Source organism: Pantoea sp. WEP (assembly GCF_041678305.1).
In the GTDB taxonomy this organism is placed as follows: domain Bacteria; phylum Pseudomonadota; class Gammaproteobacteria; order Enterobacterales; family Enterobacteriaceae; genus Pantoea; species Pantoea dispersa.
In genome coordinates this window covers 3297514-3311265 of record NZ_JBGNXB010000001.1, presented here as the reverse complement: position 1 = coordinate 3311265, position 13752 = coordinate 3297514, and the positions used below count along the sequence as shown (strand labels likewise).

At 58.8% G+C, this 13752-nt stretch carries 14 protein-coding genes; 4 read left to right on the top strand and 10 right to left on the bottom strand.

Annotation, left to right across the window (positions count from 1 at the left end; translation table 11 throughout):
* Positions 1–20 precede the first annotated feature (20 nt).
* The 3 genes from yacG to coaE are packed head-to-tail and all read right to left on the bottom strand — an operon-like array spanning position 21 to position 1583.
* Positions 21–218 carry a DNA gyrase inhibitor YacG gene (gene yacG, locus ABVR31_RS15545; protein WP_021507551.1) on the bottom strand — a complete coding sequence of 66 codons (198 nt, stop codon included), beginning with the start codon at positions 216–218 and terminating at the stop codon, positions 21–23.
* An 8-nt stretch (positions 219–226) separates the two neighbouring features.
* Complete coding sequence (zapD, locus tag ABVR31_RS15540) at positions 227–970, bottom strand: cell division protein ZapD (protein ID WP_058759493.1); 744 nt, start codon at positions 968–970, stop codon at positions 227–229.
* A 4-nt stretch (positions 971–974) separates the two neighbouring features.
* Positions 975–1583: a dephospho-CoA kinase gene (gene coaE, locus ABVR31_RS15535; protein ID WP_058780442.1), complete on the bottom strand. Its 609-nt coding sequence runs from the start codon at positions 1581–1583 to the stop codon at positions 975–977.
* A 207-nt stretch (positions 1584–1790) separates the two neighbouring features.
* Between coaE and ABVR31_RS15530 the strand changes: the two genes are divergently transcribed.
* Entirely contained in the window at positions 1791–2831 is a 1041-nt protein-coding gene (locus ABVR31_RS15530; RefSeq protein WP_021507548.1) for a GMP reductase, read from the top strand.
* A 30-nt stretch (positions 2832–2861) separates the two neighbouring features.
* On the opposite strand, the gene hofC is transcribed toward ABVR31_RS15530, so the two are convergent.
* The 4 genes from hofC to nadC form a co-directional block, all read right to left on the bottom strand.
* On the bottom strand, positions 2862–4061 hold the full coding sequence (gene hofC / locus ABVR31_RS15525; protein ID WP_372773381.1) for a protein transport protein HofC: 1200 nt from the start codon (positions 4059–4061) through the stop codon (positions 2862–2864).
* Positions 4054–5442 carry a type II secretion system protein GspE gene (gspE, locus tag ABVR31_RS15520; RefSeq protein ID WP_372773379.1) on the bottom strand — a complete coding sequence of 463 codons (1389 nt, stop codon included), beginning with the start codon at positions 5440–5442 and terminating at the stop codon, positions 4054–4056. The genes hofC and gspE overlap by 8 nt, the downstream gene beginning before the upstream one ends.
* On the bottom strand, positions 5435–5884 hold the full coding sequence (gene ppdD / locus ABVR31_RS15515) for a prepilin peptidase-dependent pilin (protein ID WP_058759497.1): 450 nt from the start codon (positions 5882–5884) through the stop codon (positions 5435–5437). Before ppdD ends, gspE begins: the two co-directional genes overlap by 8 nt.
* 176 nt (positions 5885–6060) lie before the next feature.
* Positions 6061–6957: a carboxylating nicotinate-nucleotide diphosphorylase gene (nadC, locus tag ABVR31_RS15510; RefSeq protein ID WP_372773376.1), complete on the bottom strand. Its 897-nt coding sequence runs from the start codon at positions 6955–6957 to the stop codon at positions 6061–6063.
* A 182-nt stretch (positions 6958–7139) separates the two neighbouring features.
* Between nadC and ampD the strand changes: the two genes are divergently transcribed.
* On the top strand, positions 7140–7691 hold the full coding sequence (ampD, locus tag ABVR31_RS15505) for a 1,6-anhydro-N-acetylmuramyl-L-alanine amidase AmpD (RefSeq protein ID WP_088516646.1): 552 nt from the start codon (positions 7140–7142) through the stop codon (positions 7689–7691).
* 16 nt (positions 7692–7707) lie between these two features.
* A complete protein-coding gene (ampE, locus tag ABVR31_RS15500) occupies positions 7708–8562 on the top strand; it encodes a beta-lactamase regulator AmpE (RefSeq protein WP_372773374.1) in 855 nt (284 codons plus the stop codon).
* On the opposite strand, the gene ABVR31_RS15495 is transcribed toward ampE, so the two are convergent.
* The 3 genes from ABVR31_RS15495 to aroP form a co-directional block, all read right to left on the bottom strand.
* Positions 8544–9497, bottom strand: coding sequence for a family 43 glycosylhydrolase (locus ABVR31_RS15495; protein ID WP_058759499.1), 954 nt, complete (start codon positions 9495–9497; stop codon positions 8544–8546). The two genes, ampE and ABVR31_RS15495, sit on opposite strands and share 19 nt — an antisense overlap.
* Entirely contained in the window at positions 9494–10900 is a 1407-nt protein-coding gene (locus ABVR31_RS15490; RefSeq protein ID WP_372773372.1) for a glycoside-pentoside-hexuronide (GPH):cation symporter, read from the bottom strand. Before ABVR31_RS15490 ends, ABVR31_RS15495 begins: the two co-directional genes overlap by 4 nt.
* A gap of 154 nt (positions 10901–11054) precedes the next feature.
* Positions 11055–12410: an aromatic amino acid transporter AroP gene (gene aroP / locus ABVR31_RS15485; RefSeq protein WP_058759500.1), complete on the bottom strand. Its 1356-nt coding sequence runs from the start codon at positions 12408–12410 to the stop codon at positions 11055–11057.
* Positions 12411–12922: 512 nt separating this feature from the next.
* Here aroP and pdhR point away from each other — a divergent pair.
* Positions 12923–13687, top strand: coding sequence for a pyruvate dehydrogenase complex transcriptional repressor PdhR (gene pdhR, locus ABVR31_RS15480; protein ID WP_021507539.1), 765 nt, complete (start codon positions 12923–12925; stop codon positions 13685–13687).
* The last annotated feature ends 65 nt before the right edge of the window (positions 13688–13752 follow it).

The following is a 13752-nucleotide window of genomic DNA, read 5'->3' as shown; positions in this document are numbered from 1 at the left end:
GGGCCGCGTGCCCCTGCCGATCACGACTGCTCTTCACTCCAGTCGTCACTCTCCGTCATGTCTCCGCTGCTGGGAATGCGTTTCTCCTCTGCGGCCCATTCGCCCAGGTCGATCAACTGACAGCGTTTGCTGCAAAACGGGCGCCACGGGCTGAGTTCATCCCACATCACGGCTTTACCGCAGTTAGGGCAAGGTACGGTAATCATCTCTTCCTGCATAACATCCTCTAACAACAGGCTAATTCAAAATTCAGTCGCGCCGGCACTTCACCGCGTTCGCTATCGAGCGGTAAAAAGCGGATGGCATAGCGGCTTTTATGACCAGAGACCTGCGGATAGAGCGCATCTTCCAGCGTCAGCTGCAGGCGCAGCAGGTCGGACCCTTCGGCGTTATCCTGATAAAAGCCGTTGAGGCTGGTCTGATGGCGAAACACGCCTGACTGACGAATCAGGTTGAGGATCATCGTCAGGCTGTTGCGCAGCGGATCGAGCGAGGCCAGCCAGCTATTCACCAGGGTATCGCGCAGCGCCTGTGGCTGGTGCAGCCAGATGTGTAAACCCGGCAGATCAAAACTGCAGCAGCCGCCGGGAATGCTCAGGCGCTGACGCACTGAGGCAATCAGCCGGTCTTCGCGCAGCTGCTGGCCCATGCGCGGCGCAGCCATCAGCTCGCTGGATTGCTGCTTCAGCTGTTCGCGCAGCTGGCTGACGGTGTGTTCATCGACACCCGGCACATCCAGCCAGGCACGCAGTTTTTGCTGCTGACGCTCCAGCTCTTTTAACAGCTCGGTGCGCATATCGCCGCGTTCGAAGATATCCAGCAGGTCGCCAATAATACGAAACACACCGAGTGCGGCAACCGAGCTGTTGACCGGCAGCGTTTCGTGCAGCTGGTTAATCAAAAACTCCACGCGCAGCCAGGTGCGCATTTTCTCATTCAATGGGTGTTCAAACAGAACCACTGTGCTCATGATATTAATCCCGTCCGGTTGCTGCCAGGCGTAAATAGCGCTGGTGAAGTTCAGCAACGCGCGGCAAAGCCTGTTCCGGCGTGCCGCTGTTATCAATGATGTCATCCGCGCAGGCTAAACGCTGCTGACGGCTGGCCTGCGCGGCAAGAATCCGTTGCGCCTGGCTGAGAGAGATACCATCACGCTGGCGGGTGCGCTGCAGCTGCGTGGCCTCGTCGACATCTACGACTAATACCCGATCAGCCTGATGCTGCAGACCATTTTCTACCAGCAGCGGCACTACCCACATGACGTAAGGCGAAGTCGCCTGCGCCTTCAGCTGCTGGGTACGGGCGTTAATCAGCGGATGCAGCAGTTGATTGAGCCAGTTTTTCTCTTGCGGCTGCTGGAAAATAATTTCCCGCAAACGCGCGCGATAAAGCGTGCCTTCTGCGGTCAGAATCGATTCTCCGTGGCGTTTCACAATCGCATTGAGCGCAGGTGTGCCCGGTTCAACCACCTCGCGGGCAATCACATCGGCATCAATGATGTCGACGTTCAGCGCGGCAAAAGCGTTAGCAATGGTGCTTTTACCACTACCAATGCCGCCGGTCAGTGCAACGGTAAAAGGCATAGCGTTCTCTCAACATTTTCTCATCTGCCGCAGCGTGATGAGAGCCCGATCACAATCGGTTTTCTCAGCTAAATTTAACGGATTGTAGCTTAAATAAAGTGAAATTCGCAGTCTTGTCGCGGAACGAATGGCGCGTATGATAACGACACTGGAGCCGTGAGCGCTACCCGAACTGCGGTTCGTCGTCACTAACCAGGACACTCTGCTATGCGTATCGAAGAAGATGTAAAACTGGGCTTTAAAGATGTATTGATCCGCCCGAAACGCTCCACGCTGAAAAGCCGTTCCGAGGTTGAGCTGGAACGTACGTTCACCTTCAAACATTCAGGCCTCGCCTGGTCCGGCGTTCCGGTGATTGCCGCCAACATGGATACCGTCGGCACCTTTACCATGGCCGAAGCGCTGGCTGGCTTTAACGTGCTGACCGCCGTTCACAAGCACTACAGTGTTGAAGCGTGGCAGACCTTTATCCAGCGCGTACCGGCCACGGTGCTCAGCCACGTGATGGTCTCCACCGGGACCTCAGAAGCAGATTTCACAAAGTTAAGCGCGATCCTCGCGCTGTCGCCCCAGCTCAATTTTATCTGTATTGATGTAGCAAACGGCTACTCCGAGCACTTTGTTGCCTTCCTGCAGCGCGCGCGGGAAAGCTTCCCGGGGAAAACCATTTGTGCCGGGAATGTGGTGACCGGTGAAATGGTCGAAGAGCTGATTCTGTCCGGTGCCGACATTGTGAAGGTGGGAATCGGCCCGGGTTCGGTATGCACCACGCGCGTCAAAACCGGCGTTGGCTACCCGCAACTCTCTGCGGTGATTGAGTGTGCTGATGCGGCGCACGGCCTCGGTGGGCAGATTGTCAGTGACGGTGGTTGCGCCGTGCCGGGCGATATCGCCAAGGCGTTCGGCGGCGGCGCTGACTTCGTGATGCTCGGCGGCATGCTGGCGGCACACGATGAGTGCGAAGGCACTCTTGTTGAAGAGCAGGGCGAGCAGTTTATGCTGTTCTACGGCATGAGCTCCGAATCCGCGATGAAACGTCATGTGGGCGGTGTGGCGGGCTACCGCGCCGCAGAAGGTAAAACCGTTCGTCTGCCGCTGCGTGGACCGGTCGCGGAGACGGTGAAAGATATCCTCGGCGGGCTGCGTTCGGCCTGTACTTACGTCGGCGCAGAGCGCCTGAAAGAGCTGACCAAACGCACCACCTTTATTCGTGTGGCAGAACAGGAAAACCGCGTCTTTAACCGCTGATGTGCCGCAACGGGCGCCGCGTGCGCCCGTTTAACGTATGGCGTCTCCCAGACCAAATACCGGCAGATACATGGCAATCACCAGCGTGCCGACAATGCCGCCAATCACCACCATCATTAATGGCTCCAGCGAAGCGGCGAGGCTGTCTGCGCGCGTCAGCGTTTGCGCTTCGTGCCACTCCGCCAGTCGCGCCAGCATCACATCCAGCGCACCGGCCTCTTCACCAACGCGGATCAACTGAGCGCACAGCGGTGTAAACAGCGGATGTCCCTGTAGCGCCTGATGCAGCGGCGCGCCAGCGGCAATGTGCTGCTGTAACGCCACGATGGCATCGCGCCACAGTCGCGCGGCCAGCGTCACTTCCACCGCCTGCAGGCTTTGCAGCAGCGTCAGCCCGGCCTGCTGCGTCAGTTGCAGAATCGCGTATATCTGACTGAGCTGACCGCCGCGCCACAACGGGGCCAGCAGCGGAAGCCGCAGCAGCCACTGCTGGCTGCGCTTTTGCCACGCAACGGATCGTCGGTAGGTCAGACGCGCCAGCCACCCGGACGCCACACCGCACAACAGCAGCGGCAGCGCCGCCTGCTGCAACAGTGCCGACAGCGCCATCACGCCGGCGGTAAAGGCCGGCAGCGGTGCGTCAAAGCTGGCGTACACCGCAACAAATTCCGGCAGCACAAACAGCAGCATCCCGGCGCTGACCGCCAGCGCCACCAACAGGATAAACAGCGGATAGCGCAACGCTTTCACCACTTTCTGGCGCAGAAACTGTTGCCTGCTCTGCTGTAGTGCCAGCTGGCGGCAGCACTCGTCCAGTTGCCCGGTCAGCTCACCTACCTGCATCAGTGCAGAAAACAGCGGCGGGAAGATATCCGGCCAGGCGCGCAGCGCCTGAGAAAACGGCTCTCCGGCCATGACCCGCTGTTGCAGAAGGCTCAGCAGCACGCGCCAGCCTGCATGAGGATGGCCGCTGGCCAGCAATTTCAGACTCTCCGCCAGCGGCAGCCCGGCTTTCAGCAACGTCGCCAGCTGGCGCATCAGGTCAATTTTCTGCTGCCACTTCCAGTCGCGCGCGCGCCAGTACTTGCCGCGTTGCCAGCTCACCACCAGCATGCCGCGATCGCCCAGCTGGCCGAGCAGGGCATCCTGCGTGGGCTGCAGCGACTCGCCCTCCTGCAGCAGGCCCATGCTGTCCAGTGCCTGCCAGTGAAACTGGTAGCGATTAGCCATTGCCAAGGCCCACCACGCGCTGCATCTCCTCGAAAGAGGTGTCACCGCGGCTCACCGCTTCCAGCCCGGCGGTCAGCAGCGTTTTCATTCCCTGCTCCGCGGCCAGCGTCAGCAGGTGCTCCAGCGGCATATCAGCCGAGATGGCGTTCTGCAACCTGCTGCTCATCGGCAGGATTTCAAACAGCGCCAGGCGGCCGTAATAACCCGAGAAGCAGTGATCGCAGCCGGGCGCACGCCAGGTTTGCAGCGTGCCGGGCCACATATCGCCGGGCAGATGGGCAATCGCCTGGCCCGGCTGACGGCAGTGCACGCACAAACGGCGCACCAGCCGCTGCGCCACCACCAGCTGTAGCGCCGGGCCAAGCAGATAGCCGGGAATGTCCATCTGCCGTAAGCGGGTCAGGGTTTCGGCCGTCGAGTTGGTGTGCAAGGTTGAGAGCACCAGATGTCCGGTCTGCGCCGCTTTTACGGCGATGCTGGCGGTTTCAGCATCACGAATTTCACCGATCATTATGACGTCCGGATCTTGCCGCAGCAGCGCGCGCAGGACGCGGTTAAAATCGAGACCGCTCCGTGGCTGTACCTGCGTCTGGTTAATCCCCTGTAGCGGAATTTCCAGCGGGTCCTCCACGCTGCAGACGTTTTTCTCCGGCACGTTGAGGGCGCTCAGGCTGCTGTACAGCGTAAAGGTTTTGCCGCTGCCGGTTGGGCCGGTGACCAGAATCAGTCCCTGCGGTTTGGCCAGCGCGTTTTTCAGCAGGCGCAGCTGTGGCACCGGCATGCCCAGCTTATCGAGCGCAATGGCGCTGTTTTCGCTTTGCAGCAGGCGTACCACCGCTTTTTCACCCTGGCTGACCGGCAGGGTCGACAGGCGGAACGCCGCCGGTTTGTCATCCACCTCCAGACTGAACTGGCCATCCTGCGGCAGCCGACGCTCCGCGATATCCAGACCGCCGAGGATTTTCAAGCGTGCCAGCACGGCGGCGGGTGGGGCATCCGGTAACTGCGGCAGCGGATGCAGCACGCCGTCAATCCGCAGCCGTACGCGCAGCCCGTGACGCTGCGGTTCAAAGTGCACATCGGAGGCGCGTCGCTGTATGGCCTGGCGCAGAATCTGATCCACCGCGTGAATGGCGGACTCGGCGCTGGCCTGTTCGCGCGGTGCCGCACTGCTTTCTGGCTGGTGCAGCAGCTGCTCCAGCCGTGCGGCGGGCCAGCACTCAACCTCGACTGCGCACTGGCTGGCAAACTGCAGCGCCTCTAACAACAGCGGGTCTGGCGCGTCCGCGACCGCCACGCGCAAGTGCGTGGCGTCATGGTGCAGTATCACGGCCTGATAGCGGGCACACAGTGCCTGCAGGGCGCTATCCGGCTTATCCATTGTTTTCTTCCTTGTCGGCAAAGCGGAACTGCTCAAGACAGCTGTCGCGCAGGCTGGTGTTGTCGCTGGTGCAGCTGCGTTGCCAGCTGAGTGCGCCTTCCGCCGCATTCCATATCGGCAACATTGCAACGGTTAACCCCGTCAGGCTCTCCTGGCCGGTCAGCGTAATGGCACCATTGACTACGCTCAGGTTCGCCACATAGCGTGAGCCTTTGGCGGCGGGAATACCGCGCTCGCCTGCCTGACACTGCGCCGGTCCGCCGCGCTCGATGGCGCACAGCTCCACGGCAGTTTTATAGGGCACCATGGTTTGCAGCATGTCGGTCAGCGCGGCACGTTGCAGATAATTTTGGTAAGCGGGCAGGCCAATAGCGCTGAGAATGGCGACGATACCGATGACAATCATCAGCTCGATCAGGGTAAAACCGCGTTGTTTATCCATAATGAGGCTCCTTGTTGTGGAGCCGCAACGGTAAAAAAGGGCGGGGAAAAGCGGAAGGGGGCGCGTTTCAATCCCGGAAAGGGGCGCGCAGACAATGTAGCGCGTTACAGGCGAAGCCACATGATGATGGAAGCCGGCTCGCAATTTGCCGCCAGCGCCGGCGGCATGGCCTTACGTCAGACTTCGCGAAAACGCATCGACAGATCGAGCGCCTGCACGTGCTTAGTCAGCGCGCCTACCGAGACATAATCCACTCCGGTGGCGGCGATCTGCGGCAGCGTCGTCTCCGTCACGTTGCCGGACACCTCCAGCAGCGCGCGCTTCGCCGTCAGCGTAACCGCCTGCTGCATCATCGCCAGCGTGAAGTTATCCAGCATGATGATGTCGGCGCCGGCCGCCAGCGCCAGCTGCAGTTCGCTGAGATTTTCCACTTCCACCTCAACCGGCACATCCGGGTGCAGCCACAGGGCTTTCTCCACCGCTTTACTGACCGAACCGCTGGCAATGATGTGGTTTTCTTTGATCAGGAAAGCGTCGGACAAGCCCAGACGATGATTCTGCCCGCCGCCGCACAGCACCGCATACTTGAGCGCGGTGCGCAGCCCGGGCAGGGTTTTGCGCGTATCCAGCAACTGGGTATTGCTGCCAGACAAAAGCGCCACATAGCGGTTCACGGCTGTCGCTACGCCGGAGAGCGTCTGCACAAAGTTTAACGCGGTGCGTTCTGCGGTCAGCAGCAACCGTGCCGGTCCCTGTAATTCAAACAGCAGCTGATCGGCCACCAGCGGTTGGCCGTCTTCGACGTGCCAGGTAATGGAAACGTTATTGCCCAGCTGGATAAATACCTCTTCCACCCAGCGTTTACCACAGAAAACACCGGCTTCGCGGGTGATGACGCGCGCTTCAGCCTGCGCCGCCTGCGGCAACAGCTGAGCGGTGATGTCGCGCTCAGCGTCAACGTCACCGCCTAAATCCTCCTGAAGTGCGCGCGCCACGGTTTCCGGGATATCCAGCTGAATACGTTTAAGCAGTTCCTGACGACGATGTTCGGGATTATAACGACGCGACACCATGATTTTGCGGCTCCACCCTACGGATTACGTGCGCTCACCTTAGCCTGATTTTGCAGCTATTGCCAGACACGGCAGGTGAAATGTTTAGTATCCTTAACTTGCTGATGCCATAACGCATTAAGTCACAAGCAGCGAGGTGGAATCATGGTATTCTCAGCCAGATTTTGTTCAGGATAACAGGCATGAAACTGGAACACGGCTGGATCACGAGCGCACGCAAGGTGCCGTCGCCGCACTTCAATGCGCGGCCGGATAACGAAGCGCCGTCGCTGCTGATCATTCATAACATCAGTCTGCCGCCGGGCGAATTTGGCGGTCCGTGGATTGACCGGCTGTTCACCGGTACGCTACCGGCTGATGCGCATCCCTATTTTGCGGATATCGCCCAGTTACGCGTGGCGGCGCACTGTCTGATTCGCCGTGACGGTGAGCTGGTACAGTATGTTTCCTTTGACCAGCGCGCCTGGCATGCCGGCATTTCGCAGTTTGCCGGACGGGAAAACTGCAACGATTTTTCCATGGGCATTGAGCTGGAAGGTACCGACACGCTGCCCTACACCGATGCCCAGTACGCTACGCTGCAGCAGGTTACCCACCTGCTGATGCAGCATTATCCGCTGACGCCGCAGCGTATCACCGGTCACAGCGATGTTGCGCCGGAACGCAAGACCGATCCCGGTCCGGCATTTGACTGGATACGCTATAAACAGGCTATCGGGCAGGAGCACCCCTGACACCGCAGGAGCAGGTATGACGTTGTTTAGTTTGTTGTTAGTTTTGGGTTGGGAACGCCTTTTTAAATTAGGTGAACACTGGCAGCTGGATCATCGGCTTGAGCCGCTGTTTCGCGGTCGCCAGCGCTTCTCGTTGCTGCGTACGCTGCTGATGACCGTGATCGCCATGCTGCTGGTCTGGCTGGTGGTGTGGAGCCTGAAGGGTATTCTGTTTGGCGTGGCGCAGCTGCTGTTCTGGATTGTGGTCGGTTTGCTGTGCATTGGTGCCGGCTCGGTGCGGCTGCATTACCACCAGTATCTTAAAGCGGCGAGCCACGATGATGAAGCGGCCCATCAGGCGATGGCCGCAGAGCTGACGCTGATTCACGGCGTGCCGGTTGACTGTAGCGAGCGCGAATTTCTGCAGGCGCTGCAAAACGCGCTGATCTGGATTAATTTCCGCTTCTATCTTGCGCCGCTGTTCTGGTTTGTGGTCGGTGGCCTTTACGGGCCAGTGTTGCTGGTGGGGTATGCGTTTCTGCGCGCCTGGCAGAGCTGGCTGGCAAAACACCGTTCCCCGCTGGAACGCGCACAGTCCGGCATCGATCGCATTCTGCACGTGCTGGACTGGATTCCGGTGCGGCTGGCCGGTGTGGCTTATGCGCTGCTCGGCCACGGCGAGCGTGCGCTGCCGGCATGGTTTGCCGCGCTCAGCGATGTGCATCGTCCACAGTATCAGGTGCTGACCAGCCTGGCGCAGTTCTCGCTGGCGCGCGATCCGCATCTGGATAAAGTGGAAACGCCACGGGTCGCCGTGGCGCTGGCCAAACGCGTTTCGCTGGTACTGGTCGTGGTAGTGGCGCTGCTGACTATCTACGGCACGTTAGTGTGATCGGCAGGCGGCACGCCGAAATCCGGTGTGCCGTCTTCGCGCCAGGCAAAATATTTAAGCCGCGTATGGCGGTTGGGATCCCACAGCGGATCGCCCTCAATTTCGGTGTAATTCCGTGCGTGATACACCAGCACATCCCGTCCTGCTTCATCCACGGTAAAACTGTTATGCCCCGGACCGTACTGGTGATTATCCCAGCTGGTGGCAAATACCGGCCGCGCCGATTTATGCCATGCGCTGATGTCGAGCGGATTGGCCTGCGCGTCAATACTCAGTATGCCGAGGCAGTAATTTTCATCCGTGGCGCTGGCTGAGTAGGTGACAAACAGCCGCTCGCCATGACGAATCACCGCCGGTCCCTCATTAACGCTAAAGCCGGCACACTCCCACTCATACTCCGGCCGGCTGAGCATCAGCGGCTGGGTTTTCAGCGTCCACGGATTCAGTAATTCCGCCAGATAAAGGTTGGAGTTACCGGGAATGGCCGGGTCTTTTTGCGCCCACAGATACCAGTTTTTACCCTGATGCACGAAGTGGGTGGCGTCGAGGGCGAAGGTATCGAGGTGGGTTTGCACGCGGCGGCACGGCTGCCAGTGACCGCTGAGTGGATCAGCATCATCACATACCAGCGCGTACATACGGTGCTGAAACAGCCCCTCTTTGATTTCGCGGGACGGCGCGGCGGCAAAGTAAATCACCCACTGGCCATTGATCACGTGCAGTTCCGGTGCCCAGATCAGGGCGCTGCAGGGACCGCTGTCCGGTTTACGCCACACGGTTGTGGCCGGGGCGGTAATCAGGCCGTTAAGCGTGCTGGCATAGCGCAGTTCCAGTCGATCGTACTCGGGCACCGAAGCGATAAAGTAGTAGCCATCGCCGTGGCGCAAAATAAACGGATCGGCACGTTGCGTAATAAACGGGTTAGGCCAGCTCATTTAATTTCTCCTGGTTGTGAGGTTGCGCGGCGAACGGGGGCAGACAGGTCATGGAAGTTGGCGCGACGCAGGGCGAGATTCTGCTGGATGGTGCGCATCAGCGCGCGGTCCACTTTCAGCAGGCGCACCACGCCGGCGGTGATCAGATAGCCGACGCCGGGGATCAGGGTAAACAGCAACACAATGCCGTTAAGCGCGCTGGCAGACTGCTGCTTCGCCGCTGCGTCATAGCCATACATCGACAATAAAAAGCCGACCATGGCACCCGCTACCGCCAGTCCGACCTTGAGGAAAAACAGGTTGCCGGAGAAGCTGATCCCGGTGATGCGTTTACCGGTTTTCCATTCGCCGTAGTCATCGACATCAGCCATCAGTGACCAGTGCAGCGGCGACGGGATTTGGTGCAGGATGTTCAACAGGAAATAAGCAATTACCACGGTGACGGTGGCGTGCGGATCGATCCAGTAAAAGCCGCTGGAGAACAGCGCCAGCGCAATGTTGGTCCAGAAAAACACCTTCAGCTTGCACCAGCGATCGGTGAGGACTTTCGCCAGTGTGCTGCCCAGCATCATGCCGATGACGCCCAGGCTGATAAACAGCGTCGCAAAGTGCGTCGACTGGCCCATCACCCAGGTGACGTAATACATGGTGGCGGCCATGCGAATAAAACCGGGGCAGACATTACAGAACGTCAGCAGCAGAATGCGCACCCACTGATCGTTCTTCCATACATCGCGCAAATCTTTCTTCAGATCATCGTTGCTCGGTACCGCCGGACGAATACGCTCGCGCACCGTGGCAAAACAGAACAGAAACATCACCAGGCCAATCAGCGCCAGCACGCTCATCGCCAGCTGATAGCCGCGCGCTTTGTTGTCGCCGCCAAACCACTCGGCCATCGGCAGCAGCGACAGCGAGAGGATCAGCGTGGCGATGCCCACCATGACAAAGCGGTATGACTGGCATGAAACGCGTTCACCGGGATCGTTAGTGATGACGCCGCCCAGCGAGCAGTAAGGAATATTGATGGCGGTGTAGGTCAGCGACATCAGGAAATAGGTGACAAATGCCCAGATCACCTTGTTGTCGTAGCTCCAGTCCGGGGTGGTAAACATCAGCACGCTGAACAGCACGTAGGGCAGCGATATCCACAGCAGCCACGGGCGAAAGCGTCCCCAGCGGCTCTGCGTGCGGTCGGCAATCGCGCCCATTATCGGGTCGGTCACCGCATCCAGCACCCGTACCGACAGCAACAGCGTGCCGACCAGCGCCGGAGCAAGGCCAAATACGTCGGTGTAGAAGTAGTTGAGGAACAGCATGATGGCACCGCCGATCATGTTGCATCCGGCGTCACCCATGCCGTATCCCAGTTTTTCTCTGAACGAGAGGGCTGCTCCTTTCATCAGTCGTCTCCTGCGACAAGTGGAGCAAAAATTATCAGCGTTAAATCAGTAACCTGGTGGGGAACAATCGGTCAGGATGATGGACAAAATACGCGGGCGGGGAAAAGTGTGAAGCGGATCGGCCCGGCAGCAGCGTGCCGGGCCCGGTGAAGCATCAGGCTTTCTGCACCCGATTTTTAACGGTATAACCCACGGCCAGCACCAGCAGCCACACCGGAATGAGCCACACTGAAATCGCCATGCCCGGCGTCATTAGCATGATCACCAGAATGGCCGCCAGGAACAGCAGGCAGATCCAGTTACCCAGCGGATACAGCACCGCCCTGAAACGGGTGGTCACGCCCTGCTGGTCTTTTTTCTTGCGGAATTTCAGGTGCGCGAGGCTGATCATCGCCCAGTTGATGACCAGCGCGGAGACCACCAGCGACATCAGCAGGCCGAAGGCTTCGCCCGGCATCAGATAGTTAATCAACACGCACAGCGCAGTGGCTACTGCCGAGACCAGAATGGTCGCCACCGGCACGCCACGACGGTCCACTTTCAGCAGCGCTTTTGGCGCGTTGCCCTGCTGCGCGAGGCCGAACAGCATGCGGCTGTTACAGTAAACACAGCTGTTATACACCGACAGCGCGGCGGTCAGGATCACCACGTTGAGCGCATTCGCCACCAGCGCATCACCCAGTTCGTGGAAGATCAGCACAAATGGGCTGGTCTCTTCGGTGACGCGCGTCCATGGCAGCAGCGAGAGCAGCACCGCCAGTGAGCCGATGTAGAAAATCAGGATACGCCACAGCACCTGGTTGGTGGCTTTAGGGATGCTCTCTTGTGGATTGTCGGCTTCTGCGGCGGTGATACCCACCAGTTCAAGGCCGCCGAAGGAGAACATGATGATCGCCATCATCATCACCAGCCCGCTGACGCCGTGCGGCAGGAAACCGCCCTGGTTCCACAGGTTGCTGACGCTGGCCTGTGGGCCGCCGTTGCCGCTAAACAGCAGCCAGCCGCCAAACAGGATCATACCGATGACCGCCACCACTTTGATAATCGCGAACCAGAACTCCATCTCACCGAACACTTTGACGTTGGTCAGGTTGATGGCGTTGATCACCACAAAGAAGATAGCCGCAGTGGCCCAGGTGGGGAATTCCGGCCACCAGAACTGAATATATTTGCCGACGGCGGTGAGTTCAGCCATCGCCACCAGCACATACAGCACCCAGTAGTTCCAGCCGGAGGCAAAGCCGGCAAAGTTGCCCCAGTATTTATAGGCGAAGTGGCTAAAGCTGCCGGCCACCGGCTCTTCCACCACCATTTCGCCGAGCTGGCGCATGATCAGGAAGGCAATAAAACCGGCGATGGCATAGCCAAGAATCACGGCCGGACCGGCCGATTTAATCACTGATGCGCTGCCCAGAAACAGACCGGTACCGACGGCACCGCCCAGCGCAATCAGCTGAATATGGCGATTTTTCAGGCCGCGATGCAGCGTTTCGCCATGCTGTTGTTCCATACAAACCTCATGATGTTGTTATTGTGCACCTGCAGTGCGCGCACTGTAAGGCTGTTCTATCTGTGTACGTTTTTCTTTACGGTATCCGGCGGGCTGTGTGCAAGCCTGAGCTACCCTGGCGACCAGAATAGTGATAAGCGCGCCGCTTTGCACCTGCTTTTGCTTTTTGTGCTGAGAGATGGCTGAAAAAGCAGCAGCATCCTCTGCGCTTCCCTTGCGCTATTTCTGCCATGAATAAGGCTTAAACACGAATAGCATTCGCTTATGGCTACGCAGCCTGGTGCGCGCTAATGCAGTGTAAGGTTTGGTAAAAGTGAAATCTGTTAACATTTGCCGCGCTGAGACGCTTTTCTGCCAGATCCCGGTAAGTTAGCGCACGGTAACCGGTGTCTGCGGTGAAAGTGTGCGGGGGGCCATATAGACACAAGGTGAATACTTTGTTACTTTACGGGCACCATTTTTCAATTGGTATTACCAATTTACTCCGGACGTTTGGTTCATAAGAAGGGATGATGGCCTACAGTAAAATTCGCCAACCCAAGCTCTCCGATGCAATCGAGCAGCAGCTGGAATCCCTGATTATGGAAGGGACGCTCCAGCCGGGTGAAAAACTGCTTCCCGAGCGTGAACTGGCCAAACAGTTTGATGTCTCACGTCCATCGCTGCGCGAAGCGATCCAGAGTCTGGAAGCCAAAGGCCTGCTACTGCGCCGTCAGGGTGGTGGCACCTTCGTACAGCAGAATCTCTGGCAAAGCCTGAGCGACCCGCTGGTCGGCCTGCTTGCTGAACATCCTGAATCCCAGTTTGACCTGCTGGAAACCCGCCACGCGCTGGAAGGCGTTGCGGCCTACTACGCTGCGCTGCGCGGCACCGATGAAGACCTGCAGCGTATTCGCGACTGTCACGTCAACATCCAGCAGGCGCAGGACAGCGGCGATTTAGATGCTGAGGCCGATGCGGTCATGAAGTATCAGATCGCTGTCACAGAAGCCGCCCATAATGTGGTGCTGCTGCACTTGCTGCGTTCGATGGGCCCTATGCTGGAACAGAACGTCCGTCAGAATTTCGAATTGCTCTACGCTCGCCGCGAAATGCTGGCGAAAGTGAGCGGTCACCGCGCCAGTATCTTTGAGGCGATTGTGGCTCGTGAGCCAGAACAAGCACGCGAGGCATCCCATCGTCACCTGGCGTTCATTGAGGAAATCTTGCTGGACAGAAGTCGGGAGCAGAGCCGTCGTGAACGCTCCCTGCGTCGTTTACAGCAACGTAAGGAATAACGCACGGCAATGAACGTGCGACATAAACGACGGGCCTGTCTTCTTGTGCTGTGAATCAGAAGCAA